This is a genomic window from Roseateles sp. P1_C6, assembly GCF_056406315.1.
Genome location: NZ_JBFUAK010000012.1, coordinates 67031 through 92980 on the forward strand (window position 1 = coordinate 67031; position 25950 = coordinate 92980).

A 25950-nucleotide genomic window follows, 5' to 3' on the forward strand; every position below is an offset into this window, starting at 1 on the left:
ACCCAGATGGGTGTCGTGGCGACCCAGATGATCTGGCGAACGCTCGCGCACAACGGCAAACCCCACGGCCGACGCGTTCAACGGCATGAGCTGGCAGCAGTTCGAGTAGTTGGTGGGCGAAGGCTTTCGCCGACAGGGTTATCAAGTCAGCGAAACCGGTCAGTCTGAGCCGGACGGCGTTGTTGATCTGGAGTTGCGCCGAGCCGGCGAACTGCATCTCGTGCAATGCAAGCAATGGCGCGCGCAACGTGTCGGCGTTGCTGTCGGGCGCGAGTTGTACGGTGCTATGGCAGCTCAGGGTGCGGCGGGCGGTCGTTACGTCCGGCCGATTCGCTGACGAGGCGCGACATTTCGCAAGTGGACGCAATGTCCAGCTGATCGACGGTGAGCGGCTAAAGGTCTTGCTCGCCGCGGTCAGCGCACCGGCTTCGCCGCAAGTAGCGTCAAGCACCATGCCCTCGTGCCCGGCATGCGGTAAGGAGATGGTGCTGCGCTCGGCCAAGCGCGGCACCCAGGCTGGCAATCGCTTCTGGGGCTGCACTGCTTTTCCAAGCTGCCGCGGCACCCGTGATGCTTCATCAGATGGTGTAGCGACGCCTTAAGTCATTTCTTGCGGTTTCGGAAACAGTTGGTTGAGTAGTTCAACGACCAGCTCTAGTGTCCCGAATACCTGCGGAGTAAGTTGTGGGCTTCCATGCGCGCGTATGTTGCGCCGGTCCGGCAGCGAGTGCCGGATCAGTGACACTAAGTCCCAGTCTTGGTCGGCCTGTGTGACTTCCACCGTCGCGCCATCGTCCCACTCAATGGACGATAGGCCTGGCTTCTCCATTTGCTGTATGCGCTCTCGTACTTGTCTTTCGCGCGCTCGCCGCTCAGCTGCACGATGCCACCGCGTAAAGCCTTCATTCAGGATCAGCTGTTGGTCGGATGCGAAGAGCAGCAGCTTGGATAGTGGTGGATCCCGATGGGCATTACTCCAGTAGGCCTTAGGTAGCGGCAACGGCAACGCCTGCCGCAGACCGAATTCCAGTGCTGCGAAAGCCTGCATCTCGGCAACCGAGTAGAAGCGATAGACGTTCCAGGCGTACAGGTAAAGATTCTTGGCAACCTCAAATTGGATGGTGACGTCGTGAGGGACCGTCGCGTTCAGGTCTAGAGTCGCGACAACCTTGTAATGGGCTGCGAGGGAAGCCGCTTCGCCCTCCGGCAGCAAATCGGTGCGCGAATCGGGGCGAGGCATCTCGTCCGGCGTGCGCAATCGCTCCGCCAATGGCAACCGGAAATCTGTCGAAACGCGCTTCGGCGTCACTGGAGCTTGTCAAAAATCTGTTTGAACACGTCGCGCCCTCGGTCGTCGCGCTCAACGGCAAATAGGAACAGACAGCGACCCCCGCTACTCTGCTCCCACTGGTGGCCCACCTGCAGTTTCTCGCGCGAGTCGTCATTGGTCTTGTAGGGCTCGCCCTTGTATTCGACGGCCAGAATGCGCCCGTCCACCAACTCGGCCACGAAGTCAGGGTAGAAGTAGTCCGACGATGTGGGTAGCCAGAACGAGAATTTCTCCTGTGTCTCGATGTTGCGCACCCAGTGCTTGACCTTGCCGTGGCTGTCGATGGCCTGCGCACAGCGGAATTCCTCCGCTATTCGCCCGGCGTTGGTCTTCTCCCGCAGGTCGTGGATCACCGGGTAGAAGTGCTTGCTGAATTCGTAGCTGCCTTGGTAGATCTGCCTCGCCGGGTACTGGCCAGGCTGGTAGTGGAAGCTGTGATGTGCCACCTGCTCCACAGGCGGCACTGCCATGTCGAACAGCCGGCCCTGGAAGCCCTTGCCCATTGCTGCCTGGCGAAGCCGCTCGATCTCCTTGCGGAGCGCCTGGGTGAGCTGGAACTTCGCGCGCACCAGTGCCGTCAGCGAGAAGCCCCGGCTGGCGGTCAGGTGCGTCAGCATCTTGACCAGATAGGCCTGCATTTGCTGCTGGCCAACGTCGGGCTGGCGCAGCTCGGCATCGAGCCAGCGCACCATGTCCTGCTGACTGACCTGGCTTACCACTTCGTTCAGATGAAGCTGCTGCGCGTCGATGTGCTTCCACTTCACCTTCTCGCCGTTCACGTCAATCTCGAATGAGTTGACGGTTTCGGTGATGCCGAAGCCAGCGAGTTGCACCGCCTGATCCAGCAGGCTCCAGTCGCCCAGGCTTGACAGCGTCTCGCGCTCAACGACCTCAAGATGACCGTCGAGTTCCAGGCAGAGCTGAGGAATCGGTGCGAAGGCCAGGCCTAGTTGTGCCGGTGCCCGCATGGCCTGGCGCATGGCGCGGTGGGCGTCGAACTGGGCTTTGACCTTGGCGCGCTCCCTGGCCGGCACAGACTGGCTGATGAATGCCTCGGCCTGTTGCAGCGTCTCGCTGCTCACATCGCCGGGCAGCAGCACCGTCACACCCTGGCTGGTCTGCTTGATCTGCACCACGGCTTTTACCTCGTCTGGCCAGCGCTGGGTGTCGGGCGCTGTGGGCAGCTCGATGTGGCAGTCGGGTAGCGGCGCGGGTGTCGCAGCGCCACCGGGGCGCTGAGCCGACGGCGCGTCGCCCTCGCCGCCCGCCAAGGGCAGCGACGTGCCAGCGATAGGACTTGCTGCCAACCGGGAACTCCACAGGCGCTCGGTTGATGGCATGAATGGAGAACGGGCACATGCCTGCTGTGGGAGTTGCGTAGTCAAGTTCGACCTTGAGACCGAAGACGCCTTGGAAAGTTAGCTCCGCTGGGCACAGCGTGAACTGAAAGCTATTGCCAGAGTTCTCCCACTTGAGGATGTAGTCGATATCGAGCACGAGGTCGGCCAAGCCATGGCTTTCATTGAACGACGCTAAGCGAAGACCGTGGACGTGGATGTCATGCCACGATAGGGAATCAAAGTCGTCGTTGGTCCACGGACCGTCGCTGTGCATGTGCTGCCTAACGTGCGCGCTCAGCGGGCGGCGAAGCCGTCCGCTGCAGCAAAAGGTTGGGCGTCATTCGGCAGTGCTGGTTCACGCTCAGTACCCCCAGTTCGAGGAAAACCGCCAACCGCCATCCACGCCTGAGTGCACCGTAAATTTGAGCGAACGGAAGGGTTTGCCATGAGCCTTGCAGGCCTGAAGTAGATCGAACGAGGCATTCATGAGTTCGTGCGTGGCAGTTACGAGGTCTCGATGACCGTCCGGGCTTGAAATGACATGCGAAATACCTTCTGTTGTCTCTGAAGTTTTTGCCACAGCAAGCAGCAACTCCGCAGACGCCCAAGTTTCTGGCGTGGCCGCAATCAGTTCTCTGCCGATGGCAGAGAGCATCGGCGCTAGTTCAGATTCCAAGGACACGCATGCTCTCCCGTGACGCTCAACTAGGTTGTCGGGCGACTGTTTTGCTGCATAACACCGGCACCTGTCTCCATAACATCGGACACCTCTCCGGCCAGCAGGCCGCGCCATTGCTTGATTTCAAGCTGATTGGCTGTTAATTTATACAGCACTAACAATGCCGGCAAGCCCGGCGTTCCGTCAGTTGCGTCGCGGAGGTCATCGTCTAGGCCTCTAGCCGCAGGCTCGCCGCCCTTCGGGGCGGATTGGAGGCAAGGATGCTGGTTCGTCAATGGCGCCTGAAAGAGTGTCGCCACCGGTGCCGGCCGCTGACTTGCCCCCGTTGCAGTCCAAGCGGCTCCTGGATCAGCTGAGGGAGCGTATTCGCTTCCTGCACTACAGCCTCCGGACCGAGGACGCGTACGTGTACTGGTGCCGGGCGTACATCCGCTTCCACAGGCTGCAGCACCCGAAGGACCTCGGCGTAGATGCCGTCGAGGCGTTCTTGAGCTGGCTTGCGGATGAGCGCCGGGTGGCCTCTTCGACTCACCGCCAGGCGCTGTCAGCCTTGCTGTTCTTGTACGGCAAGGTGCTGGGTGTGAACCTGCCGTGGATGCAGGAGATTGGTCGGCCGCGTAGTCAGCGCCGAATTCCCGTCGTGCTCACGCGAGAGGAACTGGGTCGTGTGTTCGCGCTCATGCAGGGCGAACATGCTCTATTGGCCCAGTTGCTCTATGGAACGGGGCTTCGCATTACTGAGGCGCTGCAGCTCAGAGTCAAAGACCTGGACTTCGCGCATCGCGCCCTCATCGTCCGGCAAGGAAAAGGCGGCAAGGATCGAGTACTCATGCTAACGCAGGCTCTGCAGACCCAGCTCAAGATGCAGCTGCAGCGTTCACACGTTCTCTGGTCGGCCGACCAGACCGCCGGCACAAGCGGCGTCGAGATGCCCGACGCGTTGGAGCGCAAGTACCCAAGGCCTGGTGCAACTTGGGCATGGTTCTGGGTGTTTCCGCAGGTCATCGCCCCACGCGCACCCCTCAGGCAGCCCGGCTGCGCATGAGCATGCAAACCCATGGCAGCGTGGGCCAGGCACCGGCAGTCGCGACCGGCGGAGTCTCCGGACGCGGCGTTCGCGTCGCGCCGGCAGCGGCTGATGCCGGCAGAAAAGCCGGCAGGCTCCGCTCCAGCTCAGCGCATCACGATCAGCTGAACACGTCGGTTCGTGCTCCGGCCTTCGCGGGTGTTGTTGTCGGCCAGGGGCGCAGATTCGCCGTAGCTGATCGTGGCCATGCGTGCCAGCGGCAGGCCGGCGCGCGCCAGGTGCTGGCGCACGGCCTCGGCCCGCTTGAGGCCCAGTTGCTGGTTGACCGCGTCGCTGCCGGTGGCGTCGGTGTGGCCCTGGATTTCCACGAACACCGGCTGGTTGTCGGCCTTGAGCTTGGCGACGAGTTGATCGAGTTCCTGGCCGGCCTGCTCCGTGAGCTGGGCGCGGCCCGAGCTGAACTTGATCTTGTCATCGGTCAGCACGGTGCTCATCAGCAGGCCGGGCGGTGCGGGCAGATTCCTGGCGGCCTGGGCGCGCGCCGCGGCCTCCTGCTCCAAGGTCACGATGCGCGCCTCGCTGCCCTGCAGCCGGCCGTCCAGCGCCTTGAGGCCGTCGTCATGCGCCTGCACGCGGGGGCTGAGGCCGTCCACGCTGGTCTGCACCGGGGCGACGGTCTCTCTGACGAAATCCTTGGTGGCACAAGCGCTCAGCAGCAGGACGCTGCTGGCGACGATCAGGGGCGAAAGTCTCGACATCGGTGGGCTCGTGGAGAAGAAAGAGGCGCGACTTTAGGAAGGTCCTCCGTCGACAAACGTACCGAGCTGTGAGTAATTCCCGCGCCGTTAACCAGGATGAACAAAGCCTTACCGTTGTGCGCTACGGCGTGACAGGCTCAGGTCGGCCTGGGCCTCAACCGGCGACGGCCATCGAGGCCATCGGCAGCGGCTGCGCGAGTGCTGGCAGCCGGGCCGAGATGAGCGTGCCCCGGCCCGGTGCGGCGACGATGCTCATCGTGCCGCCTTCGGCCTCGACGCGAAAGCGCATGCCCACCAGGCCATAGGCTGAACGGGCGGGCTGGCGCATGTCGAATCCCACGCCATCGTCGCGCAGCGACACCTCCACCTGCCCGTCCACGCTGCCCAGCGCCAGCCACACCTGGCGCGCCTGCGCGTACTTGCTGATGTTGGTCAGTCCCTCCTGCATGAGGCGGTAGACCATCAAATTGGCGCTGGCGCTCAACGGCACGGCCGCCAGTTCGCACTTCACCTGCAGGCCCGAACTGGCGGCGAACTCGCGAGCCACGATCTCCAGCGTGGCCACCAGCCCCAGCACGCTGAGCGAGGACGGCTGCAAGTCCTCCACGATGCGCCGCTTCAGCGCGATGCCCTGGTTCAGCGTCTCGATCAGATGCGCCAGCCTTTCCAGCGCTTCCGGGGCAGGCACCGGCAGCGCGGCCAGCCTCGACCGGATGCGCGCCGCATCCAGCTTGGCCGACGTCATCAGCGCCCCCATCTCGTCATGCAGGTCGCGCGCCAGGCGGGCCCGCTCATCCTCTCGCGCCGTCTGCAGGTGATGCGTCAGCTCGGTCAGCTCGGCCGTGCGCTGCTTCACCTCCACTTCCAGCAGGTCGTGCGCGGCCTGTATCAGGTGCTGCTGCTCTCGGCGCTGCATCTCCAGCGTGGCGCGTTGCCGCAGCGCGATGAACAGCGTCAGCAGGCCCACCGCGCTGAGCGTGGCCACGCCGACGCGGCCCATCATCAGCGTGTCGTACAGGCTGACCCGGCCGGCGACCACGTGGCGGGCCTCGGACTGCAGCAATTGGGCGCTGAGCGCGCGGATCGCGTCCATCTGCTCGGGATCGGCACCTGGCGCCGCCAGCTTGGCCGCCGTCATCCGATGCAGGCCGGCCAGCAGCGCCTTGGGCTGGGCCTGATCGGCGTAGTAGGTGTCCAGCGCGGCGAAGGCGCCGGCAATCGTCTCCAGCGCCGCAGCATCGGCCGGCGACTGCACCTGCCGTAAGTCCACCGTCGCCACGCCGGTCGCGGGCGCCGGGGCGGCCTCGGCGTCGAGGATGCCCCACTGCAAGTCCTGCAGGCTGGTGGGCACGATGGCCATGGCGCCCAACCGGTCCAGGGTGCGCGAGGACTGCCAGTAGGCGCCCTCGCTGATGGAAACCAGCGCCAGCACCGCCAGGCAGGCCATCGGGAAGATCAGCGGATTGCGCTTGATGACGGTCAGGACGTCCATGGGCTCCCCTGCGCCGGGTCACCGGGCGGCGTGCCAGGCACTGGCGGTTTTTGCATGCGGTCGGCGGTGGCAGCCGGTAAATGGGGTGCGCTCGCGAAGCATCGGACGACGCAGCGGGCGCGGTCTGTGCGCCAGCGCACAGTGGTTGGCGCCGCGACCAAGCATCCTCGGCGTTTGCAGAGGGTTCCAGCATGCAGTTCCGCGTCGGTTTCGAGATGGTTCATCACTGCGAGCAGCCCACGCCGATGATCCTGCAGCTCAGCATCCACTACTCCCGGGCGTCGGACCTGGTCCGCCCCGATCACCTGCTGACCAGCCCGGCCGTGCCGGTGACCGCCTACCGCGACCTGTTCGGCAACTGGTGCAGCCGGCTGGTGGCGCCCGCCGGCCGCTTCACGCTCAGCACCGACGCCATCGTCAACGACAGCGGCAAGGCGGACCTGGTGGTGCCCACCGCTGGCCAGAACCCGGTCGAGACGCTGCCGGAGTCGACGCTCGTCTATCTGCTGGGCAGCCGCTACTGCGAGACCGACCAGCTCTCCGAGATCGCCTGGAAGCGCTTCGCCGACGGCCCGACCGGCTGGGCGCGGGTGCAGGCGATCTGCGATTTCGTGCACGGGCACATCGAGTTCGGCTACGCGCATGCGCGCCGCACCCGCACCGCGTTGGAGGCCTACAACGAAGGCCAGGGCGTGTGCCGCGACTACGCGCACCTGGCCATCGCGCTGTGCCGCTGCATGAACATCCCGGCGCGCTACTGCACCGGCTACCTGGGCGACTACGGCACGCCGCAGCCCTGGGGCACGATGGACTTTGCGGGCTGGTTCGAGGCCTACCTGGGCGACCGCTGGTACACCTTCGACGCGCGCAACAACGTGCCGCGCATCGGCCGCATCCTCATCGCCCGGGGGCGCGACGCCAGCGATGTCGCGCTGTCGAGCACCTTCGGCCCCAATCGGCTGGAGAGCTTCCGCGTGTGGGCCGACGTCGTCGAGGCGGGCGCTTCGTGACCTACTGCGTCGGCGTCAAGCTGGACGACGGGCTGATCTTCGCCAGCGACTCGCGCACGCATGCCGGCGTCGACAACTACGCCAGCTTCTGCAAGATGACCGTCTTCGAGCGGGCCGGCGACCGCGTGCTGGTGCTGCTCAGCTCGGGCGACCTGGCCGCCACCCAGGCCGTCATCGGCGTGCTGCGGCAGCGGGCCGCGGCGGACACGCCGCACATCTGGTCGGTCACGTCGATGTTCGATGTCGCCAACCTGGTGGCCGACGCGATGCGCGACATCGACCGGCGCGACGGGCCCTTCCTGGAAGCCGGCGGCCTCAAGTTCAACGCCTCGTTCATCCTCGGCGGCCAGATTGCCGGCGAGGACATGCGGCTGTTCCGCATCTACGCCGAAGGCAATTTCATCGAGGCCGGCACCGAGACCACCTTCCTGCAGACCGGCGAGGCCAAGTACGGCAAGCCCATCCTCGACCTCGCCGTCACGCACGGCGCGAGCCTGGAGGACGCAACCAAATGCGTGCTGGTCTCCTACGACTCGACGATGCTGAGCAACCTGTCCGTGGGCATGCCCATCGACCTGCTGTGCTACGCCCGGGGGGCGCTGAACGTCACGATGAAGCGGCGCTTCGATGCCGGCGACGGCTACTTCGAGGTGCTCAAGAGCCACTGGATCGCCGGCACCCGCCGCGTCTTCCACGAGCTGCCGGCGCTGGTGTGGTGAGCGCCGCGCGGCGTCAGCGCAGGTCGTCGGTCTCGAAGTAGATCTCGGTCCTGCCCTTGGCCTTGAAGGCGCGCTGCACGGCGTCGCCCGGTTGGGCCAGGCCTTGCAGCGGCACGTCGACCTCGCCGCGCAGCGCCGGTGCGTCCAGGCGCACGATGTGGTCGAAGTCAGGCCGGCGGTCGATGCGCTTGAAGGCGAACCATTCGTTGCCCTGGCCGATCAGGCGATAGCGGCCCGCGTCGGCGGCGCGCATCGCCGTGCTCAGGCGGCGGAACAGCAACACCTCGTCGACGACGACGCGCTGGGCACCCGCCTGCGGCTTGCCGCCGCGCTCGAAATGGCCCTCGAAGAAGCGTGCCTCGAAGTCACGCAGCGGCTTGGCATGCCCGGGCGCGAAGCGCAGCAGGTCGAAGGTCTCGGGGTCGAAGGTCCACAGCCTGGGCTCGCGCGCCAGCGTGTCGCGCAGCGCACGGTCGGCGGCCGCGTCGGCCAAGTGAAAACGCAGCACGATCTGGCTGTCATGCGGCGTGTGGAACATCGGCAGGTGCGAGGCGTACAGGCCCTCGCGGCCGCCGAAGACGGCCATGCCATGGCCGCCCATCGCGGTTTCGACGGCCGCGGCACGGGCGGCGAGCGGCAGGGCGGCGAGGGCGGTCAGAAGGTGTCGGCGCGAATGCATGCGCGATTGTGGAACGCCGATTGCCATCTGGCGCTGCCGCCGGGGCCTTCAGCCCGGAGAAACCAGGGCCCTGTCATCGGCCACGGCGGGCCGCGCGTTGGCCGCTGTCACCGGCCGAAGCATTTCCGGCTGCCGCCCGCCCGACGCCTGCCACCCAGCGCCTCACGACGACGGAATAATCCCGACATGCATCGACCCCGTTCCCTGATCCTGACCCTGCTGCTCGGCGCGCTGCTGGCCGGCTGCAGCTCCCTGCCTTCGAGAGGGGAGAAGTCCAGAAAGTCGGTCTACCAGGGCGAAAGCTTCGCCGCCGAAGAAACGTTTTCGCGTTTGTTCGACGCCAATGTCGACGCCACCTGCGAGGCCGCGCGCCGCGCGCTGCTGAGCCAGGGCTATGTCATCAGCAAGGCCGACAGCGGCCTGGTGCGTGGCGCCAAGCACTTCCAGCCCGACGGCGAGGTGCATGTGGAGATTGCGTTCAACATCGTCTGCGTGGGCGATGGGCCCAAGCAGCAGGTCGCCACTGCCTACGTCAGCGCGCAGCAGGACCGCTACGCGCTCAAGAAGAACCCGCAGGCCGCCAGCCTGGGTGTCAGCGCGCTGGGCTCGATCTCCGTGCCGCTGTCATCGACCGAGGACTCCCTCGTCAAGGTCGCGTCGGAAACCATTCCTGCCGGCGAGTTCTACGACCGCTTCTTCACGCTGATGCAGCGCATGCTGCGCGAGAACACGTCGGACAAATGACAGCCACGGCCTGAATTCAACGCGCGCTTGCGGGGGCCTTTGCCGCCTGTAGGCAGGACAGCAGCCCTTTGACGCCCATGCCCGGCCCGCAACAAGCTGCGAGCACCGGAATCCCTCCGGAAGAGGAGACAGCATGAGACGGATTCTTTCAGCCGTGCTGGCCATGGCCCTGGCCCTGATACCGCAATGGGGCATGACCCAGGCCGCCAATTGCGGCCTGCCCGGCACGCCGCCCTGCCCCCTGCCCGAACCCGAGACCTGGCCGCTTGTGATGCTGGCCTTGGGGGTGCTGGCGGTGGTGAAGGTTTTCAACAAGCGCAAATAAAGCGCCTGCCACCGCAGCTCACGGCGCCGCCCTGCGGCGCCGTGCCGTTTCAGGCTGCGGCGCAAGCCCGCGGCCCAGTCAATTGGCCAGGCGCGCCGCCCGCCCCATCAGCAGCCCGCGCTGCACCTCGTTGTCGGTCAGCTCGGCCGCGCGCAGGTACGCCGCCCGCGCCTCGGTCGGCCGCCCCAGGCGCTCCAGCACGTCGGCCTGCGCGCCGGCCAGCCAGGGGTAGCGCTGCAGCTGCGGCTCCTGCGCCAGCGCTTCCAGCAGCGGCCAGGCCGCCGCCGGGCCCTGGGCGAAGCTGACGGCCACCGCGCGGTTCAACGCGATGACCGGCGAAGGGTTCAGGGCCAGCAGCCGGTCGTAGCCGGCCACGATGGCCTGCCAGTCGGTGTCCTCGACGCGCGCCGCACGCGCGTGGCAGGCGGCGATGACCGCCTGCAGCGAGTAGGGGCCGGGCTCGCCCAGGCCCAGCGCGCGCTCCAGCGCCACCAGGCCGCGGCGGATCAGCAGCGGGTCCCAGCGGCGCCGGTCCTGGTCGGGCAGCAGCACGGGGCGGCCTTGCGCGTCCAGCCGCGCGGGCAGGCGCGAGGCCTGGATCTCCAGCAGCGCGGCCAGGCCGTGCACCTCCGAGTCGCCCGGCAGCAGGTGCTGCAGCTGGCGGACCAGGCGCAGGGCTTCGTCGCACAGCGCCGGGCGCAGCAGGCTGGCGCCGCTGCCGGCGCTGTGGCCCTCGTTGAAGATCAGGTAGACGACGGCCAGCACGGCCGACAGGCGCTGTTCGCGCTCGTCGGCGCCGGGCAGCTCGAAGGCCTGGCCGTGCAGCGCCTTCTTGGCGCGCACGATGCGCTGAGCCACCGTGGCCTCGGGCTGCAGGAAGGCGCGTGCGATCTCGGCCGTCTCCAGGCCGCCCAGCAGGCGCAGCGTCAGCGCCACCTGGGCCTCGCGCGGCAACACCGGGTGGCAGGCGATGAAGATGAGGCGCAGTTGCTCGTCACCGATCTCGGCCTGGTCGCGGGCGGCGTCCAGGTGGTCGACGAAGTCGGGCACGACATGCGTGCCGGCCGCCTCGTCGTCGGCTGCCAGGTGTTCGTGTTCGCGCTGCAGCATCGCGCGGCGGCGCAGCCGGTCCAGGGCCTTGTTGCGGGTGGTGGTCATCAGCCAGGCGGCGGGGTTGGCGGGCTGGCCGTCGCGAGGCCAGGCTTCCAGGGCGCTGATGAGGGCGTCCTGGGCACAGTCCTCGGCCTCGTTGAGGTCGCGCAGCAGCTTGGCTGCCGCGCCGACGAGGCGGCTGCGCTCGATGCGCCAGACGCCGGCGGCCAGTTCAGCATGGCTCACGGCTCAGATGCCGTCGTACGCGCGCTGCAGCGCGGCGACGTCGATCTTCTCCATGCGCCAGATCGCCTGGAACACGCGCTGCACGCGGGCCGCGTCGGGGTCGCGGATCATGTCGAACCAGGCCGCGGGGATGATCTGCCAGGACAGGCCCCAGGCGTCCTCGACCCAGCCGCAGGCCTTGGGCTTGCCGCCGCCCGCGGGCAGCTGCTCCCAGAGGTGGTCGACCTCGGCCTGGTCGTCGCAGGCGACCATCAGCGAGAACGCCTCGTTGAGCTTGAAATGCGGCCCGCCGTTGAAGGCCGTCATCTGCTGGCCGAGCAGCTCGAACTGCACCACCATGACCGTGCCGGCCGCGCCGGGCGAGTTCTCGCCCCAGCGCTGCGTATGGACAACGCGGCCCTTGTCGGCGCCGAACACCTTCAGGTAATGCGCCACCGCGTCTTCGGCGCCACTGTGGTACCAGACGAAGGGTGTGAGCTTTTGCTGGATCTGCATGGTGGTCTCCTTGACCTCAGGCTTGGGGCGGCATGCCGCTCATGTAAACCAATTCCCAGATGTGGCCATCCAGGTCCTCGAAGCCGTGGCCGTACATGAAGCCGTGGTCCTGCGGCTCGCGCGGCACCGCGGCGCCGGCAGCGCGCGCCTTGGCGACGAGCGCGTCCACTTCCTCGCGGCTTTCACAGCTCAGGCACACCAGCACCTCGGTCGCGGCCTTGGCGTCGACCAGGGGCTTTGCCGTGAAGCCCTTGGCGAACTCCTCGGTCAACAGCATCGCGTAGAGGTTGTCGCCCAGCACCAGGCTGGCACCCATGTCGTTGGTGAACTGCGGATTGAAGCTGTAGCCCAGCGCCTCGAAGAAGGCCTTGCTGGCGGGCAGGTTCTTGCAGGCCAGGTTGACGAAGATCTGCTTGTGCATGGCGGCTCCTTATTGCGGAGGCAGCATCAGCGGCTGCACGAGGTGGATGAGATTGCCGCAGCCGTCCTCGAACATGACGGCCTTGATCGGGCCCATGGTGACGGGTTCGCCGCGCACGGTGACGCCACGGTCGCGCAGGCGCTGCGCCTCGGCCTCGACGTCGGTCGTCACGAAGGCGGTGGCCGGGATGTTGGCGTCGAACAAGGCCTTCTGGTAGACCTTGCTCGGCGCGAAACCCATGGGCTCCAAAGCCAGCTCGACGCCGGCGATGCCCTCGGGCGACACGACGGTCAGCCACCGGTAGGTCGGCCCCATGGGGATGTCGGCCATCTTCGTGAAGCCGAGCTTCTCGGTGTAGAAGGCCAGGGCCTTGTCCTGGTCGTCGACCATGACGCTTGCGATCTTGATCTGCATGGCGGTGCCTTTCAGTGCGTGGATTCGGCCAGGGCCTTGAGCCGCTGCAGGGCCTTGGGCCAGGTGTCGTTCAGGAAGTCGGTGAAGCCGTCGTCCCAGCTCTGCAGGTGCACGACCAGATGGGTGCCGCCACCGGCCGCGGTGTTGAAGACATAGCGCTCGTGCGCGGGCTCGTCGTGCAGCCGGCTGTCGGCCACGGGCCGGCCGTCCTTGATCTCGCCCACCAGGCGCAGCGACAGCATCTCGTACGGGCGGCTCTCGTCGACGATGGCCTCCATGCCGAAGCCCTGAGGGTCCAGGAAGCGCAGCCGGCGGCCGGCCTCCCACGAGCCTTCGAAGTAGGAACCCTCGGCGAAGGCGCGGGTCCAGTCGCGATAGGCGGTGGCGTCGAACATGCAGTCCCAGACGCGGGCGACGGGGGCGGCGATGGCGGTGCTGAACTGCAGGTCTTTCATGACTTCGCCTCCGCCAGCTGGCGCAGGTTCTGCAGGCCGTCCTCGAAGTCGCGGCCCACCATCTTGTCCATGTCGATGAAGACGCCCATCAGCTTGCTGATGAAGTTGGCCGGGCCCTGCATGCGCCAGCTCACCTCGGTAGCGCCGTCCGGCGTGGGCTGCAGTGCGAACTCGGCCTGGTTGTGGGCCTCGAAGGGCTTCACGAAGTCCAGCTTCATCCGCACCGCGCGGCCGGGCTGCTGGGCAGTGATCTCCAGGCTGCCGGAGCCGACCTTGTCGCTCTCCCAGGCGTAGCGCGAACCGATGCCGCTGGACGCGCCGGCGTACTGGCTCTTGATCAGCGGGTCCTTGCGTTCGTAGGGGTTCCAGCGGTTGAAGCCGCGCAGCTCGCTGACCAGCGGCCACAGCCGCTCGGTCGGTGCGGCGATGCGCAGGCGGCGCTCGACGCGGAACTCGTCGGGCCGCGTCGCGGCATAGGCCAGCAGCATGCCGACGGCGACGGCCAGGCAGATCAGGATGATGGAAAGGTTGCTCATGTCGCTCTCCTCACTCGCTGCGGATGGCCATGTCGCCGCCGGGGGCGAAATCGGCGTCTTCGTACAGCCGGCGCACCTCGATCTCGCAGTCTTCGCTGAGGAAGGGCTGCGGGAAGCGGCTGGCCCAGGCCTGCGCCTCTTCCACCGAGCGCACCTGGATCAGCGTGTAGCCGGCGATCAGCTCCTTGGTCTCGGCGAAGGGGCCGTCGATGCGCTCGATGCGGCCATCGGCGTGATAGCGCTGGCGCCAGCCGTCACGGCTGGGGCGCAGGCCGGCACCGTCCAGCAGCACTCCGGCGCGCGCCATCTCCTCGTGGAAGGCGCCCATCTCCTCGAACAGCTTGGCGTACTCGGGGCCGGGGGGGTCGCCGCGCTCGCTGGTGGGTCTGGCGCGGACTTGGATCATGAATCGCATGGCAGGTCTCCGGGGGGTTGGGCGAGGCAGACCGTTGTTGCTGCCTTCATCCCCACGACGATCCTGGCCGACCGGATTCGACAGACTCCGGGAAACTACCTAGCCCCCCTAGAAACCGCCGTTTCTACAGGTAGCAGGGCCCGACGCCGCGGATCTCCACGGTGGCCCACGCGGCGGCCGGGCAGCGCTCGGCCCAGGCCATGGCGACGGCCGGGTCGTCGGTGTCGAGCAGGAAGAAGCCGCCAATCATTTCCTTGGCCTCGGCGAAGGGGCCGTCCACCACCTGCACGCCGTCGCCGCGCTTGGCCAGGCGCTTGGCCGCAGTGCTCAGCGAGTTGGTGGCCAGCAGCATGCCGGTGGCCTTCAGCTCGGCGGTGAAGTCCAGCATCTGCTGGTAGACGGCCTCGCCGGCGACACGGCCGCGTTCGGCGCGCTGGCCTATGGGTTCGAGGATGAGCAGCATCTGGGGCATGGTCGGGTCCGCAGTCCGTGGCGAGAAGCGGGCATTCTGGCGCCAGTCCATGTCCAGAGATGGCAGTTGGGTCCGCGGCCCGAATGCGGCACAGTTGGGGACTTAGCGGCCGGCCCCACCATAAGGCCGCAACTCAGCGGAGGCCGAGATGGACGACATGACCCATGTCGCGATATTGCTGGTGCGGGCCACGCCCGAACTGCCCATCGTCGGCACGGCCTCCGGGCGGGCCAAGGTGCTGGGGTATGACCCGCAGGCGCTGCGCGGCATGCCACTGTCACTGCTGTGCCCGCTGCGCCAGCCCGACGGCCGACGCTCGGCCGACACGCTGGACGGCCTGCTGACGCAGCTGCAGCAAGGCGGCTCGCTGAGCCTGCCGTGGACCTTCCAGACCCGCGCCGGTGAGGCGCGGCCGCATGAGCTGCACCTGACGCTGACCGAGCGCGACGGCGAGCCCCTGGTGGCCGTCTGCATGGTGGATGTCAGCCGCATGCAGTTCGCCGAGGTGCTGAACCAGGCCAAGAACGAGCTGCTGGAGATGGTGGCCACCGGCCAGCCGCTCACGCCGGTGCTAAGCCGTCTGACAGCGCTGATCGAAGCGCAGTTCGAGGGCTTGTACTGCACCGTGCTGCTGCTGGACCTGGATGGCCGCCACGTGCACGTGGGCGCCGGGCCGCGCATGCCCGCCGCGTACATGCAGGCGCTGGAAGGCGCCGAGATCGGGCCGACGGCCGGCTCCTGCGGCACGGCCATGTTCGACGACCGCCTGGTCGTCGTCGACAACATCGCCACCCACCCGCTCTGGGCCGCCTACCGCGACCTGGCCCTGCCGTTCGGCTTCCGGGCCTGCTGGTCGGCGCCCATCCATGCGGCCAACCGCGGCGTCATCGGCAGCTTCGCGATGTACTACCGCGAGGTGCGCCGGCCCAGCCCGGAGGAGCTCAGCGCGATGAACACCGCCAGCCACCTGGCCGGCATCGCCATCGACCAGGCGCGCCGCGACGAGGAGCGCCTGCGCGCCGCGCAATGGCTGGAGGAGCAGGTGCAGGCGCGCACGCGCGAGCTGCTGGCCGCGCAGGACGAGCTGGTCAACAGCCGCAAGCTGGCCGCCCTGGGCCAGCTGCTCGCCGGCATCGCGCACGAGATGAACACGCCGCTTGGCAATGCGCTGCTGAGCGCCAGCGCGCTGCGTGCGGGCAGCGCCAGCTTTGCCGAGCGCATGGCCGCCGGCACGCCGCTGAAGCGGCAGGAGCTGGCCGACTGGGTGGCGCAGACCGGCGCGGGCACGGAGCTCGTCGAGCAGAACGTCGACCGCGCGCTGCGCCTGGTCAACCGCTTCAAGCAGCTGACCGAGGGCAGCGGCCGCGCGGTGCGCTCGCGCTTCGACCTGCGCGACGCCGTGCTGCAGGCCTGGGCGCGCGTGCAGACGCGGCTCAACGTCGACCAAGTGCAGCTCGCCTGCGAGCTGCCCGACGGCTTCACGCTGGAGGGCTATCCCGAGGTGTTGCAGCAGGTGCTGGAGCAGCTGCTGGAGAACGCCTGCGTGCACGCCTTCCGCAACAACAGCGGCGGCCAGATCCGCGTCAGCGCGCGCCGCACGGACGCGGCGCGGCTGACGCTGGAGCTGCGCGACAACGGCGTCGGCATGCCGGCCGCCGACCTCGCGCGCGCCTTCGAACCCTTCTTCACGACCACCTTCGGCCAGGGTGGCAGCGGCCTGGGCCTGTTCGTGGCGCACAGCTTCGTCAGCGGCATGCTGGGCGGCAACCTGCAGCTGGACAGCCGGCCGGGCGAGGGCACCGCCGTGCGGCTGGAGCTGCCGCTGCAAAGCGGTGCGGCGCTCGCCTTGGCGGCTTAGCGCCGGATCGGCGAGCCACCCCGCCAGGCCGGGTCGGACCAGCGCTGGAACGCGCCGAGCAGGGCCGGCTCGGGCGACTGGCGCTCGGTGGCGAGATTCGTCAGCGACACGACCTCGAAGCTGCGGCGGTACTTGCCCTCGGCGCGGAACTCGCGCGCCAGCAGCAGTTGCGCACCACCCGGCACCCAGCCGGCGAACTCGGCCACGCCCAGGCCCGGCTGGGCCGGCGCCGGCGGCAGGACTTCCACGCGCCAGGCGCCGCCCTTGCCGGGGTCCTTGATGAACAGCCACAGCTCGCGCCAGCCGTCCAGTGGCTGCACGGCCAGGGCCAGCGCGCGGCCTTCGCGGTTCAGCGACGCGGAGGCCAGCGCCACCTGGCCGAAGCTGCAGCGACGCACGACCAGCTTGGGGCCTTCCTTCAGCTCGACGCAGCGCTCACCATCGGCACCCGGCTGCAGCGCCAGCGTGACGCCGCCGAAGTCGCGCGCTGCCGTCCCCGTGCCCGTGCCCAGCCAGCGCGCGGCGTTCACGCGCATGGCCGTGTCGTTGTAGGCGGCCTGGTCGTCTTCGCTGAGCTCGGTGGGCACGATGCCGGCGAAGTCGGCCAGCGCCGGCACAGCCTCGCCGCCGGCACCGCGGCGGGCCTGCGCAAACGCCAGGCTCGCGGCCACGGCGGCGCGACGCATCAGCAGGCGATTCTTCAAATAGGCGGGCAGCGCAGCGGCGTCGACCTGCGCCAACACCTGCTGGCGCCACTGGTCGCGCGCCTCCTGCTCGCGCGGCGTCGCGCGGGGGTTGGCGCAGTCCAGCCGCGTCAGCGCCAGCACCGCGCGCAGGCGCTGCTCGGGCGCCGCCGCGGTGGCCAGCAGGCGGCGGAAGGCCTCGCCGTCGTAGCAGACCTGCACGCGGCCTTCCTCGGCATCGAACTGCTCGAACTTCAGGCCGTAGCGCGTCGCCACGTCGATCTGAGCGGCCAGCTGGCCCTCGGTGGGCTTGGCAGCCGGCTGCGAGGCACGGTCGGCGATGCGCTCGGCAAACTGCCCCATCGCCTCCAGCGCCTCGGCACCGCCGGGGCCGGCCAGCTCGGCCGGCGTGGCCGCCTGCACATAGGCCGCGGCCAGGCCCAGGCCCAGGCCTTCGGTGCCGAACTGCTGGCGCGCCAGGCGCAGCTGCGACAGAAGTTCGGCGGGTGCGCCATCGCCGCGCGGCATCAGCAAGACCTGGCTCTTGCGCAGCCAGCCACCGCGCTCGCGGCGGTAGTCCCGCACCTGCCAGTGGTCGCCGCGCTCGGCGCGGATCTCCAGCGCCTCGCCACGGCCCATCTGGGCCTGCAGCGAGGCGGTGTCGCGCGGCGCGCCACGCAGCGGCGCGTCCTGCGACACCAGGCCGGCGCGCGGGAATTCAGCGGCGGGCGCGGCCTCCGCCTTCGTGATGACCAGGGCCGCGACCGCGGCGGCGACGACGATCAGGACAAAGCGGCGCATGGCTTACTCCTTCTCCGCTTCGACGGCCGGCTGGGCCTTCGCGGCCGGCGCCACGCCGGCCAGCAACGCGCTGCCGATGAAGCCGCCCGAGCCGGGCGGCGCGATGATGACTTGCACCTTGTCCGACAGCTTGTCGGCCATGGCCTTCTGCACCAGCAGCGGGTGGCGGGTCAGCAGCTCGCCCTCGGTCGCCATCTGGCCGGCATTGGCCTTGCCAACCTGGGCCACGCGGTAGGCCTCGGCATCGGCCAGCTTCTGGCGCGCGGCGGCCTCGGCGTCGATCTCGATGCGGCGCGCCTTGGCCGCGCCTTCGGCCTGCTGGATGCGCGCGGCGCTGTCGGCCTGGGCTTCCAGCGCGCGCTGCTCGATCTGCTTTTGCTTGAAGGGCAGCACATGCTTCATGGCCTCCTCCTGCGCCTTGGCGGCGATGATCTGCTCGCGCCCGGCAGCCTCGGCGGCCGTTTCGCGGCGCACCTTGTCGGCGGCGGCCTCGAACTCGGTCTCCTTGACCTTCTTGTCGGCGATCTCCAGCGTGTAGCGCATGCGCTCGCTGGCCAGGCTGTCGGCCAACAGCCGGTCCATGCCCTTGCGGTAGTCGGCCGGCAGGTCCACCGAGCCGATCTGCACACCCTTGAGCACGATGCCGTCGGCCGCCAGCTTGGCGCGCAACTCGGCCTCCAGCGCCGCGGCGATCTCGGCACGCTGGCTGGAAAAGATCTCGCGCACCGTGTGGCGGGCGATCTGCTTGTAGACCACGCTCTGCACGGCCGGGGCGATGACGTCGGCCTCGATGTTGTCGGGCAGCCGGCGCGACAGCTCGGGCAGGCGGGTCGCGTCCACCGTCCAGCGCACGGTCATGTCCAGGCCCAGCGACAGGCCTTCGACCGACTGCAGCGGCGCCGGGCCGTCGGCCTTGGCCAGGCTCTCGGGGCGGTAGCTCTGGTCGCGCAGCGGGAACAAGCGCAGCTCGTGCAGACCGGGCAACACCACGACGCTGCCGCTGCGGAACTCGCTGGTGCCGCCGCTGAACTGGTTGGTGCGCAGCGCGGCCTGGCCGTGGGGCACGGCCTGCAGCGGCGGATGGGTGACGAGCGCATAGCCGACGGCCGTGGCGGCGGCGAGGATGAGCAGCGGCGGCAGCGCGCGGCGCAGCGAACGCGCGGCGACGGGGGCCGCGTCGAGGCTGCGGCTGGCACCGCGGCTGAAGGCGTTGCGGATGGAAGCGGCGAGGGTCTTGAGGCGTTGCAGCATGGTGGCTCCTTGGGGCCGTGTCGCATCGGGTGGTCGATGCATGGCAGCCATGGTTCCCAGTCATGCGGGAAGGGACGAGCGCGGCGCGGGGCGGGTGTCTTCCGGCGGCGCGGAAGGAATCTTCCGCAGCCCCATGCCGCCATCCCATCAATGCAGGGGAGATGTACCGCCAAGCCGGTACAGGCGGGCGGCGCCGGGCATGAGTCAATCGCTAGGCTTGACGGCTTCGCTCTTCCCGGGAGATTCAGATGAAACGCTCATTCGTCCTCAGCGCCTGCCTGCTGGCCGGCTCGGCCGCCTTCGCCGCCGAGCTCACGGTCCCGATGGCCCTGGCCGAGAAACAAGGCGACGGCGCCGCGCTCGGCACGGTGCGCATCGTCGAAACCGCCTACGGCCTGGCCTTCTACCCGGCGCTGAAGGGGTTGCCGCCCGGGCTGCATGGCTTTCACATCCACGAAAAGCCCTCGTGCGCACCCGGCGAGAGCAATGGCGCCGCCGTGCCGGCCCTGGGCGCCGGCGGCCACCTGGACCCGCACGCCACCAAGAAGCATGGCGAGCCCTGGGGCGACGGCCACCTGGGCGACCTGCCGCCGCTGTACGTGGCCGCGGACGGCACGGCCACGTCGCCCGTGCTGGGGCCCCGGCTGAAGCTGGCGGACGTGCAGAACCGCTCGCTGATGGTTCACGCCGGCGGCGACAACCATTCGGACCACCCGATGCCGCTGGGCGGCGGCGGCGCGCGCGTGGGCTGCGGCGTGATCGGCGGCTGACCCGCTAGGCCAGGTCCTCGTGGATGCAGAGGTAGTTGCCCTCGGTGTCCTTGAACCACGCCGCCTTCTCGGCGCCCAGCACACAGACATGGTCGACCGTCTTGAAGTCCGGGTAGTCGTAGTCCTCGAAGACGACGCCGGCCCGCTTCAGCTCGGCGATGCTGGCCGCGATGTCGTCCACCTTGAAGCTGATGGCCGTGTGGTCGGCCTTGGTGCCGCCGGGCTTGGGGAAGAGCGCCAGCGTGCTGCCGCCCACCTGGTAGACGAACTTGCCATCCGGCTTCAGCCCGCCGGGCACCAGGCCCAGGCTGCCTTCATAGAAAGCCCGGGCCCGGGCCATGTCGCTGACGGGCAGCATCGTCGTGACGAGAGCGGTGTTCAGCATATGCAGTCCTTTCGCTTATGCCGGTCACGCTGGAGGATGACCAGGCATCGAGCATAGGACGGTCGCTCAGCCAACACCACCACGACGAGATGGCTAGGCGTCGCCCGCCAGGACGGGTCTGAAGAAGCTTCGCTCGTAGCTCAGGAAGCACTGTGTCTCCGTCGCGTACGCGAAGGCGGCCTGGCAATCGGGGTCCTGCAGTGACCGGTTGCGGTAGTCCTCATAGGCCGCCAGAGACGGGAAAGAGAACAAAGCCAGAGCGATGTTGTTGGCGCCCTCCGACGGCAGGAAATAGCCGTGGTGCACGCCGCCGAACTTCTCGACCAACGGCAGCCAAAGCTTGCCGTACTGCTCGAATTCCTTGGCCTTGTTGGGATCGATGACGTAGCGCAGATAGCAGGTGATCATGGGGGCCTGACAGCAGTTCTATGAGCCGTTAATTCTGCGGTGCGCTCACAGGCCGACATCCTCGATATGTCGATCGAGGTTTTCCTGCCGGCGGATGGAGGCATATGCCGCACCACGCGCACGCCCTTTGGACAAGCTGAGCTGCGCCACATGAGACGCATCGTCGAAAAGCTTGCAGCCGAAGTTGAAAAGCGTTGCGAAGAACTACGGCATTACCTCCCCCACAACGTCTGGATGTAATGCCATCCGGCGGCAAGGCCCGCTTTGCCGAGAATCCCACGATGCCCAAGCCAACCGCCGCTGACACCAGCGCCGCCGTGAACCAGTTCATGGCGACACTGGATCACCCCTTCAAAGCCGAGATCGAGGCGCTGCGCTTGGACATGCTTGCCGTGGACCCGTCCATCGCCGAAGGCATCAAGTGGAATGCGCCGAGCTGGCGCACGACCGAGTACTTCGCCACCACCCATCTGCGCAGCAAGACCGGGCTCGGGCTGATCCTGCACCTGGGCGCCAAGACCCGCGAGTTGCCCGAAGGCGGCCTCGTCATCGCAGACCCCGCTGGCCTGCTGAAGTGGCTCGACAAGGACCGCGCGCAGATTGAGTTCACGTCCGCCGCAGATTTCGCCGCCAAGCGGCCGGCGCTGCAAACCCTCATCCAGCGATGGATCGCCCACGTCTGACCTCCATGCTCAAGCACCAAGCCTCCCCATTGACCGTCCTGTGCATCCCCGGCCCCTGGCAGTCCCGATCGGCGCTGTTGGAGGCCCTCATCCACGGCAACAGCGGCTACCTATTCGCGGGCCAGGTGCTGATGCACATGGAAACGAAGCAGGCTTGCGAGCTGGAGTTCCACGCCCATGACCCGCGGATGGGTGCGGCTTTCCGCGCGGCGGGGCCGCACTGGGTTGCAACACCCGACATGCAGGACATCGATGCGCACGCGTCAGTCGTCTACCTGGTGATCAACGGCGGCACGGCGATCCAGGCCGAAGCCTTGATGCAGGCCGCCGCGGCATTGCTGGACGCGGGCGGCCTGGGCGTCAAGGTGGAGAGCAGCGGCATCGCGCATTCGCCCTCGGCCTGGCGAGACCTGTGCGCCGATCTGCATCTGTTCAGCGCTCACCGCGCCTATGTGCTCTACATCACCGGGCCGCAGGTCTACTCCTGCGGCATGCACAACCTCGGACTGCGTGACGCCATCGTCGAGAACGACGGCGACACGGCCGAGGCGATCGAGCTGATCCGCGTCTTCACGCGGTACCTGTTCACCGAGTCGCCCATCATCCGTGCCGGCCAGACCTTCGGTACCGGGCGGGACGCACCGACCTACCGTCTTTCCGACGACGTCGGTCCGCACTACGAGGATGACTCGCTGTACGCCAATCCCTACGGTTTCTGGCGGCTGGTGCCCGCCTGACACCGGCGGAAGAATCCTTCCGCGATTTGGCGGGCTCGGCTCCAGATAATCCCGCCATGCCCCGCATCGCCGTCATCGAAGACGACCCCACCACCAGCGAACAGCTGGCTGGATTCGCGCCGCCCGCCCTGAGCTGACGGTGGACCAATGGTTCGACCGCGACGCCGCCGAAGCCGCGCTGCTGCGCGAGCGCTACGACCTCGTCGTGCTGGACATCGAGCTGGGCCGCGAGCGCAATGCCGGCGTGGCGCTCATCAACGAGATCAACAAGCAGGGCCTGGGCACGCCGGTGCTGGTGGTATCGGCCATGCCGGCGGCCATCTACCGCAGCATCATGAAGGCGCTGGACGCCTGGGACTATCTGCAGAAGACCACCTTCGACGAGGCCGAGTTCGTCGAGACCTTCCTGGACATCCTGCGCGCCGCCCGCCTGCGTGAACCTGCCAAGGCGGCAGCAGCCAAACCGGCAGACGACAGCCTGCAGCTCGACCCGCTGTGGCAGCGCACGCCCATGTGGCGGGGCCAGCGCATCAACCTGCCGCTGACGGCGCAGCGCATCCTCGCGACGCTGCATGCGCGCACGGGTGAGGTGGTCAGCTACGAAGACCTGTTCGACGTCGTCAAGAGCGGCCGCAACCGCGACAACGTGAGGAAACACGTGGCCACCATCCGCGACGCCTTCCGCGATGTGGACCCGGCGTTCGACGGCATCGAGAACATCCCGATGCGGGGCTTTCGCTGGTCGGGCGGATGAAGCTCGGCCGCGTCGATTTCCCGCTGCCCGACATGCCGCGCCTGGGCGTCGCGGCCTTCCGCAACCGCATCGTCTTCCACCTCGTCTTCATCGCGCTGGCGCTGGCCACACTGGCGCTGGCCGTGGCGCTGCTCAACGAGGAACGCCAGCGCAATGCACAGCGCTACGAGCAGGGCTTTCGCAAATCGCTGGCGGAGATCGTGGCGCAGCTGCGCCACCCGTCGGGGCAGCTCGCGCTGATGAACCCCGAGCCCGCGCAGGTCGAGGCCGGCTGGGTCGCGCCGCTGGTGCTGCCGTTCGCGGCCATCGATTTCGACGACGCGACCAAGGCGCAGCGCGCCGTCGACATGGCCGGCTGCGCGCTGCAATACCCGGGCGGCGCGAGCCTGTGCGCGGCCGTGGGCAGCAATGCCTATGCGGGCGGCTTCGTCTACCTGGTCGCCAGCCTGGACGGACCGCCGCTGCTGGCGCGCGAGCGCGGCGCCACCGAGCTGGCGAGCGTGCACCGCGTGCGCGTGAGCCTGAAGCTGGGCGACACCGTGCAGCACTGGCTGGCGCCGGTCGAGGCGCTGGATGCGCAGCGCGGCCAGCTGGCCGGCTTTGTCGTGGACACGGCGGACACCGCGACGCTGCCGCGACGCGCCCGTCCGCAGCGCGACTTCCGCGGCTGGGTCTGGCGCGAAGGCCCCTGCCTGAACGCCAGCAACGGCGACGACTGCCCGCGCCGCACGACGATTTCCATCCGCCTGCCGGTGGAGGCCTTCCGCGAGGCGCTGTTCCGCCCCGGCGGGCCGCAGTGGCCGCCTGCGGACCTGCCGCGCACGGGGCTGCGCCTGGCGCTGCTGGGGCCGAGCGGCGCGACGCTGTTCGACAGCGCAGCCACCGGCGCCCAATCGCCGCTGACGCTGGCCCGTCTGGCCGGAGCGCTGGCGCCGGGCGAGACGCTTCAGGTCACGCGCGGCAGCCATGTCGTCGCGCTGCTGCACGGCGCCGAGGAGGCCGGCGCGCCGCCTTCACCCTGGCTCACGGCGCTGATCCAGCATCTGCCTGCGCCCACCACGCCGCGCACGCTGCAGGCGCGCGATTCGGTGACGACGCCGGCCGGCCGCTTCGACGTCGTGTTGACGGGCGACCTGCAGGGGCTGGACCGCTCCCTGAGCGCCAGTGCCGCCCGCCTGGCCTGGCCGGTGGGCGCCATGCTGGGATCAATCGCGCTGGCCTGGCTCATCATCGAGATGGGCTTGATACGCCGGGTGGCGGTGCTGACGAAACGTGCGGCGGCGCTGTCGCACCAGCTGCAGGCGCCGGAGCGCTTCGAGCTGGGCACGCTGGACGTGGCCGACCTGCGTGGCCGCGACGAGCTTGGCATCCTGGCCGGCAGCATCTCCGACCTGCTGCAGCACGCGCGCGACAGCCTGCGCCGCGAGCAGCTGCGCGCCGAGCGCGAGCACGACCAGTGGCACGCGGTGGGCCACGAAATCATGTCGCCGCTGCAGTCGCTGATGCTGCTGCACGCGGCCGACGAAGACCCGAGCCGGCGCTATGTGCAGCGCATGAAGCAGGCGGTGAAGGTGTTGTACGGCCAGGCCTCACCCAGCGAGGCGCTGGCCGCCGCGACGCTGGCCGTCGCGCGGCTGGACCTGGACGCCTTCCTGCACCAGGTGGCCGAGAACGCGGCCTATGCGGGCATTGCGGCCGTGACCTATACGCCCGCGGCGGAGCCGGTGTGGGTGCAGGCCGACGAGTACCCGCTGGAGGACGCGATCACCCACGTGCTCAGCAACGCCGACCGCTACCGCGTCGCCGGCACGGCCATCACGCTGGTACTGCGCGTGGAAGGCGAGCTGGCGACGGTCCACATCCACAACCAGGGCCCGCACATTCCCGACGACCAACTCGCGCGCGTCTTCGACTACGGCGTTAGCGATGCCGAAGCGCTGGACGGCGTGAGGCGCGGGCAGGGCTTGTTTGTCGCCAAGACTTATCTCGCCAAGATGGGCGGCAGCATTGGGGCGTGCAATGTCAGCGACGGGGTGGTGTTCGAGATTTCACTGCGGCGAGAGACATCGAAACCATGAAGCTCAGACGCATCGCCTTCTTCGCCGCGCTGTGGATCTGCACGCTGGCAGCAGCTGCCGGCAGTGCGGTATGTGCCTACGACGTCGCGCGCTCGAGCGCGGTGGCTGTGCCGCCCAAGGCCGATCGGGCGTCGCTCGCGCTGTGGTCCTATGCAGCCAACTACTCGTCACTGGAATGGCGAGTGTCCACGGTGGACGGGCGTGTCTGCGCAAAGCCCATCGCGGCCAACGAGCATGCCCTAACCGCTGAACGGCCTGCCTTCGTGGTGGACGTGGACGGATTCCAAGACGCCTCGAAATTCGCGCGCGTCGATGACGGTTGGCTCGTCGGCTTCAACCATGGCGAGTTCGGCGCGGCGCTGTACTGGTTCAGCCTCGATGGCAAGCGTCATCACCGGATGTCCGAGAACCAGATCGATCCGCAGGTCGTCGACTTTTTCCCGCTGGGCGCAGGCTGGGGCGCCATCGAAGGGCTGGACCACCTGACCATCTCTCAAGGATCCATTGTCCGAATCGTCCGTGACGCACCACGGGGCCAATGGCGGGTCCAGAAATTGGTGAGCCTGCCGGCGGCACCCTACACGATCGCAGTGCCCAGACGCGGACCCGTGCTCGTTGTGTTGTCAGACGGCCTGGTCGCATTCGATGGCGTGAATCGGGTTGATCGGTTGATCGCCGACGCACCCTGGGAAGGCCTGGTTCCCAATTCCGCAACGCTTTCGCCCGATGAGCGCACGCTCTATATCGGCATGCGTCAGTACGTGGCCGAATTCGACCTGCGAACCCGAAAGTTGCGCATGCTGCTGCCACCGGGCGCAACGCTGCACCGACTGTCAAGGACCGAAGAGCAGCAGATTCGCGCGGCCTACGGCCGGTGAGGCCCGCGGGCCACG

The 25950-nt window shown here is 68.2% G+C and carries 29 protein-coding genes and 2 pseudogenes; 13 read left to right on the forward strand and 18 right to left on the reverse strand.

Going from position 1 to position 25950, the window contains the following annotated elements; genetic code table 11:
* Window positions 1-46: 46 nt before the first annotated feature.
* A pseudogene (locus tag AC1D29_RS24440) lies at window positions 47-602 on the forward strand (restriction endonuclease); the annotation flags it as partial.
* On the opposite strand, the gene AC1D29_RS24445 reads toward AC1D29_RS24440, so the two are convergent.
* The 3 genes from AC1D29_RS24445 to AC1D29_RS24455 form a co-directional block, all read right to left on the reverse strand.
* On the reverse strand, window positions 599-1309 hold the full coding sequence (locus AC1D29_RS24445) for a hypothetical protein (RefSeq protein WP_477902380.1): 711 nt from the start codon (window positions 1307-1309) through the stop codon (window positions 599-601). The pseudogene AC1D29_RS24440 and the gene AC1D29_RS24445 sit on opposite strands and share 4 nt — an antisense overlap.
* Window positions 1306-2637 carry a hypothetical protein gene (locus AC1D29_RS24450; RefSeq protein ID WP_477902382.1) on the reverse strand — a complete coding sequence of 444 codons (1332 nt, stop codon included), beginning with the start codon at window positions 2635-2637 and terminating at the stop codon, window positions 1306-1308. The genes AC1D29_RS24445 and AC1D29_RS24450 overlap by 4 nt, the downstream gene beginning before the upstream one ends.
* A 394-nt stretch (window positions 2638-3031) precedes the next feature.
* The gene (locus AC1D29_RS24455) at window positions 3032-3325 is read right to left on the reverse strand and encodes a hypothetical protein (protein WP_477902384.1); all 294 of its coding nucleotides are present in this window, start codon (window positions 3323-3325) and stop codon (window positions 3032-3034) included.
* Between the two features lie 349 nt (window positions 3326-3674).
* On the opposite strand from AC1D29_RS24455, the gene AC1D29_RS24460 reads away from it, so the two are divergent.
* On the forward strand, window positions 3675-4394 hold the full coding sequence (locus tag AC1D29_RS24460; RefSeq protein ID WP_477902386.1) for an integron integrase: 720 nt from the start codon (window positions 3675-3677) through the stop codon (window positions 4392-4394).
* A gap of 128 nt (window positions 4395-4522) precedes the next feature.
* Here the strand turns inward: AC1D29_RS24460 and AC1D29_RS24465 are convergent, their stop codons facing one another.
* Entirely contained in the window at window positions 4523-5134 is a 612-nt protein-coding gene (locus tag AC1D29_RS24465) for an OmpA family protein (RefSeq protein WP_477902388.1), read from the reverse strand.
* Between the two features lie 154 nt (window positions 5135-5288).
* Window positions 5289-6626 (reverse strand): sensor histidine kinase, encoded by a 1338-nt coding sequence (locus AC1D29_RS24470; RefSeq protein WP_477902390.1) that lies wholly within the window; start codon window positions 6624-6626, stop codon window positions 5289-5291.
* 191 nt (window positions 6627-6817) lie between these two features.
* Between AC1D29_RS24470 and AC1D29_RS24475 the strand changes: the two genes are divergently transcribed.
* Window positions 6818-7636: a transglutaminase-like domain-containing protein gene (locus AC1D29_RS24475; RefSeq protein WP_477902392.1), complete on the forward strand. Its 819-nt coding sequence runs from the start codon at window positions 6818-6820 to the stop codon at window positions 7634-7636.
* Window positions 7633-8355: a proteasome-type protease gene (locus AC1D29_RS24480; RefSeq protein ID WP_477902394.1), complete on the forward strand. Its 723-nt coding sequence runs from the start codon at window positions 7633-7635 to the stop codon at window positions 8353-8355. Before AC1D29_RS24475 ends, AC1D29_RS24480 begins: the two co-directional genes overlap by 4 nt.
* A 13-nt stretch (window positions 8356-8368) precedes the next feature.
* Here AC1D29_RS24480 and AC1D29_RS24485 read toward each other — a convergent pair whose 3' ends face one another.
* Window positions 8369-9034, reverse strand: coding sequence for a hypothetical protein (locus AC1D29_RS24485; protein WP_477902396.1), 666 nt, complete (start codon window positions 9032-9034; stop codon window positions 8369-8371).
* Between the two features lie 186 nt (window positions 9035-9220).
* On the opposite strand from AC1D29_RS24485, the gene AC1D29_RS24490 reads away from it, so the two are divergent.
* A complete protein-coding gene (locus tag AC1D29_RS24490) occupies window positions 9221-9778 on the forward strand; it encodes a DUF2242 domain-containing protein (RefSeq protein ID WP_477902398.1) in 558 nt (185 codons plus the stop codon).
* A 163-nt stretch (window positions 9779-9941) separates the two neighbouring features.
* Window positions 9942-10103: a hypothetical protein gene (locus AC1D29_RS24495; protein WP_477902400.1), complete on the forward strand. Its 162-nt coding sequence runs from the start codon at window positions 9942-9944 to the stop codon at window positions 10101-10103.
* Between the two features lie 78 nt (window positions 10104-10181).
* Here AC1D29_RS24495 and AC1D29_RS24500 read toward each other — a convergent pair whose 3' ends face one another.
* The 8 genes from AC1D29_RS24500 to AC1D29_RS24535 all read right to left on the reverse strand — a co-directional run bounded on the left by AC1D29_RS24500 (window position 10182) and on the right by AC1D29_RS24535 (window position 14649).
* Window positions 10182-11441: an RNA polymerase sigma factor gene (locus AC1D29_RS24500; protein WP_477902402.1), complete on the reverse strand. Its 1260-nt coding sequence runs from the start codon at window positions 11439-11441 to the stop codon at window positions 10182-10184.
* Window positions 11442-11444: 3 nt separating this feature from the next.
* Window positions 11445-11936, reverse strand: a complete 492-nt coding sequence (locus AC1D29_RS24505; protein ID WP_477902404.1) for a VOC family protein — start codon at window positions 11934-11936, stop codon at window positions 11445-11447.
* Window positions 11937-11952: 16 nt separating this feature from the next.
* Window positions 11953-12357 (reverse strand): VOC family protein, encoded by a 405-nt coding sequence (locus tag AC1D29_RS24510; protein ID WP_477902406.1) that lies wholly within the window; start codon window positions 12355-12357, stop codon window positions 11953-11955.
* A 9-nt stretch (window positions 12358-12366) separates the two neighbouring features.
* Complete coding sequence (locus AC1D29_RS24515) at window positions 12367-12771, reverse strand: VOC family protein (protein WP_477902408.1); 405 nt, start codon at window positions 12769-12771, stop codon at window positions 12367-12369.
* An 11-nt stretch (window positions 12772-12782) separates the two neighbouring features.
* Complete coding sequence (locus AC1D29_RS24520) at window positions 12783-13226, reverse strand: SRPBCC family protein (RefSeq protein WP_477902410.1); 444 nt, start codon at window positions 13224-13226, stop codon at window positions 12783-12785.
* Window positions 13223-13762, reverse strand: a complete 540-nt coding sequence (locus tag AC1D29_RS24525) for an SRPBCC family protein (RefSeq protein ID WP_477902412.1) — start codon at window positions 13760-13762, stop codon at window positions 13223-13225. The genes AC1D29_RS24520 and AC1D29_RS24525 overlap by 4 nt, the downstream gene beginning before the upstream one ends.
* Before the next feature lie 10 nt (window positions 13763-13772).
* A complete protein-coding gene (locus AC1D29_RS24530; RefSeq protein ID WP_477902413.1) occupies window positions 13773-14177 on the reverse strand; it encodes a YciI family protein in 405 nt (134 codons plus the stop codon).
* 124 nt (window positions 14178-14301) lie between these two features.
* Window positions 14302-14649 carry a YciI family protein gene (locus AC1D29_RS24535; protein WP_477902893.1) on the reverse strand — a complete coding sequence of 116 codons (348 nt, stop codon included), beginning with the start codon at window positions 14647-14649 and terminating at the stop codon, window positions 14302-14304.
* Between the two features lie 148 nt (window positions 14650-14797).
* On the opposite strand from AC1D29_RS24535, the gene AC1D29_RS24540 reads away from it, so the two are divergent.
* Window positions 14798-16507, forward strand: a complete 1710-nt coding sequence (locus AC1D29_RS24540) for a sensor histidine kinase (protein ID WP_477902415.1) — start codon at window positions 14798-14800, stop codon at window positions 16505-16507.
* Here AC1D29_RS24540 and AC1D29_RS24545 read toward each other — a convergent pair.
* Both AC1D29_RS24545 and AC1D29_RS24550 read right to left on the reverse strand, forming a co-directional pair.
* Complete coding sequence (locus AC1D29_RS24545; RefSeq protein ID WP_477902417.1) at window positions 16504-17991, reverse strand: hypothetical protein; 1488 nt, start codon at window positions 17989-17991, stop codon at window positions 16504-16506. The genes AC1D29_RS24540 and AC1D29_RS24545 overlap by 4 nt on opposite strands.
* Window positions 17992-17994: 3 nt before the next feature.
* Window positions 17995-19242 (reverse strand): SPFH domain-containing protein, encoded by a 1248-nt coding sequence (locus AC1D29_RS24550; RefSeq protein WP_477902419.1) that lies wholly within the window; start codon window positions 19240-19242, stop codon window positions 17995-17997.
* Between the two features lie 248 nt (window positions 19243-19490).
* On the opposite strand from AC1D29_RS24550, the gene sodC reads away from it, so the two are divergent.
* Window positions 19491-20012, forward strand: a complete 522-nt coding sequence (gene sodC / locus AC1D29_RS24555) for a superoxide dismutase [Cu-Zn] SodC (protein WP_477902421.1) — start codon at window positions 19491-19493, stop codon at window positions 20010-20012.
* Between the two features lie 4 nt (window positions 20013-20016).
* On the opposite strand, the gene AC1D29_RS24560 is transcribed toward sodC, so the two are convergent.
* Together AC1D29_RS24560 and AC1D29_RS24565 are read right to left on the reverse strand one after the other, a co-directional pair.
* Complete coding sequence (locus AC1D29_RS24560) at window positions 20017-20397, reverse strand: VOC family protein (protein WP_477902423.1); 381 nt, start codon at window positions 20395-20397, stop codon at window positions 20017-20019.
* Between the two features lie 93 nt (window positions 20398-20490).
* On the reverse strand, window positions 20491-20805 hold the full coding sequence (locus AC1D29_RS24565) for an NIPSNAP family protein (RefSeq protein ID WP_477902425.1): 315 nt from the start codon (window positions 20803-20805) through the stop codon (window positions 20491-20493).
* A 281-nt stretch (window positions 20806-21086) separates the two neighbouring features.
* Here AC1D29_RS24565 and AC1D29_RS24570 point away from each other — a divergent pair, with 281 nt between their 5' ends.
* The 5 genes and pseudogenes from AC1D29_RS24570 to AC1D29_RS24590 all read left to right on the forward strand — a co-directional run bounded on the left by AC1D29_RS24570 (window position 21087) and on the right by AC1D29_RS24590 (window position 25935).
* Entirely contained in the window at window positions 21087-21488 is a 402-nt protein-coding gene (locus AC1D29_RS24570) for a DUF1801 domain-containing protein (RefSeq protein WP_477902427.1), read from the forward strand.
* A 5-nt stretch (window positions 21489-21493) separates the two neighbouring features.
* Complete coding sequence (locus tag AC1D29_RS24575) at window positions 21494-22225, forward strand: hypothetical protein (RefSeq protein ID WP_477902429.1); 732 nt, start codon at window positions 21494-21496, stop codon at window positions 22223-22225.
* 56 nt (window positions 22226-22281) lie between these two features.
* Window positions 22282-22979, forward strand: a pseudogene (locus AC1D29_RS24580) (response regulator transcription factor).
* A complete protein-coding gene (locus AC1D29_RS24585) occupies window positions 22976-25057 on the forward strand; it encodes a sensor histidine kinase (RefSeq protein ID WP_477902431.1) in 2082 nt (693 codons plus the stop codon). The pseudogene AC1D29_RS24580 and the gene AC1D29_RS24585 overlap by 4 nt, the downstream one beginning before the upstream one ends.
* Window positions 25054-25935, forward strand: a complete 882-nt coding sequence (locus tag AC1D29_RS24590) for a hypothetical protein (protein WP_477902433.1) — start codon at window positions 25054-25056, stop codon at window positions 25933-25935. The genes AC1D29_RS24585 and AC1D29_RS24590 overlap by 4 nt, the downstream gene beginning before the upstream one ends.
* Window positions 25936-25950: the final 15 nt, after the last annotated feature.

What these genes read in the sequence shown, in the direction of transcription:
- AC1D29_RS24455 (WP_477902384.1), bottom strand. Translation starts at nt 3,325, where the DNA reads ATGCTCTCTGCCATCGGCAGAGAACTGATTGCGGCCACGCCAGAAACT.
- AC1D29_RS24465 (WP_477902388.1), bottom strand. Translation starts at nt 5,134, where the DNA reads ATGTCGAGACTTTCGCCCCTGATCGTCGCCAGCAGCGTCCTGCTGCTG.
- AC1D29_RS24470 (WP_477902390.1), bottom strand. Translation starts at nt 6,626, where the DNA reads ATGGACGTCCTGACCGTCATCAAGCGCAATCCGCTGATCTTCCCGATG.
- AC1D29_RS24475 (WP_477902392.1), top strand. Translation starts at nt 6,818, where the DNA reads ATGCAGTTCCGCGTCGGTTTCGAGATGGTTCATCACTGCGAGCAGCCC.
- AC1D29_RS24485 (WP_477902396.1), bottom strand. Translation starts at nt 9,034, where the DNA reads ATGCATTCGCGCCGACACCTTCTGACCGCCCTCGCCGCCCTGCCGCTC.
- AC1D29_RS24490 (WP_477902398.1), top strand. Translation starts at nt 9,221, where the DNA reads ATGCATCGACCCCGTTCCCTGATCCTGACCCTGCTGCTCGGCGCGCTG.
- AC1D29_RS24495 (WP_477902400.1), top strand. Translation starts at nt 9,942, where the DNA reads ATGGCCCTGGCCCTGATACCGCAATGGGGCATGACCCAGGCCGCCAAT.
- AC1D29_RS24505 (WP_477902404.1), bottom strand. Translation starts at nt 11,936, where the DNA reads ATGCAGATCCAGCAAAAGCTCACACCCTTCGTCTGGTACCACAGTGGC.
- AC1D29_RS24510 (WP_477902406.1), bottom strand. Translation starts at nt 12,357, where the DNA reads ATGCACAAGCAGATCTTCGTCAACCTGGCCTGCAAGAACCTGCCCGCC.
- AC1D29_RS24515 (WP_477902408.1), bottom strand. Translation starts at nt 12,771, where the DNA reads ATGCAGATCAAGATCGCAAGCGTCATGGTCGACGACCAGGACAAGGCC.
- AC1D29_RS24520 (WP_477902410.1), bottom strand. Translation starts at nt 13,226, where the DNA reads ATGAAAGACCTGCAGTTCAGCACCGCCATCGCCGCCCCCGTCGCCCGC.
- AC1D29_RS24525 (WP_477902412.1), bottom strand. Translation starts at nt 13,762, where the DNA reads ATGAGCAACCTTTCCATCATCCTGATCTGCCTGGCCGTCGCCGTCGGC.
- AC1D29_RS24530 (WP_477902413.1), bottom strand. Translation starts at nt 14,177, where the DNA reads ATGCGATTCATGATCCAAGTCCGCGCCAGACCCACCAGCGAGCGCGGC.
- AC1D29_RS24535 (WP_477902893.1), bottom strand. Translation starts at nt 14,649, where the DNA reads ATGCCCCAGATGCTGCTCATCCTCGAACCCATAGGCCAGCGCGCCGAA.
- AC1D29_RS24540 (WP_477902415.1), top strand. Translation starts at nt 14,798, where the DNA reads ATGGACGACATGACCCATGTCGCGATATTGCTGGTGCGGGCCACGCCC.
- AC1D29_RS24545 (WP_477902417.1), bottom strand. Translation starts at nt 17,991, where the DNA reads ATGCGCCGCTTTGTCCTGATCGTCGTCGCCGCCGCGGTCGCGGCCCTG.
- AC1D29_RS24550 (WP_477902419.1), bottom strand. Translation starts at nt 19,242, where the DNA reads ATGCTGCAACGCCTCAAGACCCTCGCCGCTTCCATCCGCAACGCCTTC.
- sodC (WP_477902421.1), top strand. Translation starts at nt 19,491, where the DNA reads ATGAAACGCTCATTCGTCCTCAGCGCCTGCCTGCTGGCCGGCTCGGCC.
- AC1D29_RS24560 (WP_477902423.1), bottom strand. Translation starts at nt 20,397, where the DNA reads ATGCTGAACACCGCTCTCGTCACGACGATGCTGCCCGTCAGCGACATG.
- AC1D29_RS24565 (WP_477902425.1), bottom strand. Translation starts at nt 20,805, where the DNA reads ATGATCACCTGCTATCTGCGCTACGTCATCGATCCCAACAAGGCCAAG.
- AC1D29_RS24570 (WP_477902427.1), top strand. Translation starts at nt 21,087, where the DNA reads ATGCCCAAGCCAACCGCCGCTGACACCAGCGCCGCCGTGAACCAGTTC.
- AC1D29_RS24575 (WP_477902429.1), top strand. Translation starts at nt 21,494, where the DNA reads ATGCTCAAGCACCAAGCCTCCCCATTGACCGTCCTGTGCATCCCCGGC.
- AC1D29_RS24585 (WP_477902431.1), top strand. Translation starts at nt 22,976, where the DNA reads ATGAAGCTCGGCCGCGTCGATTTCCCGCTGCCCGACATGCCGCGCCTG.
- AC1D29_RS24590 (WP_477902433.1), top strand. Translation starts at nt 25,054, where the DNA reads ATGAAGCTCAGACGCATCGCCTTCTTCGCCGCGCTGTGGATCTGCACG.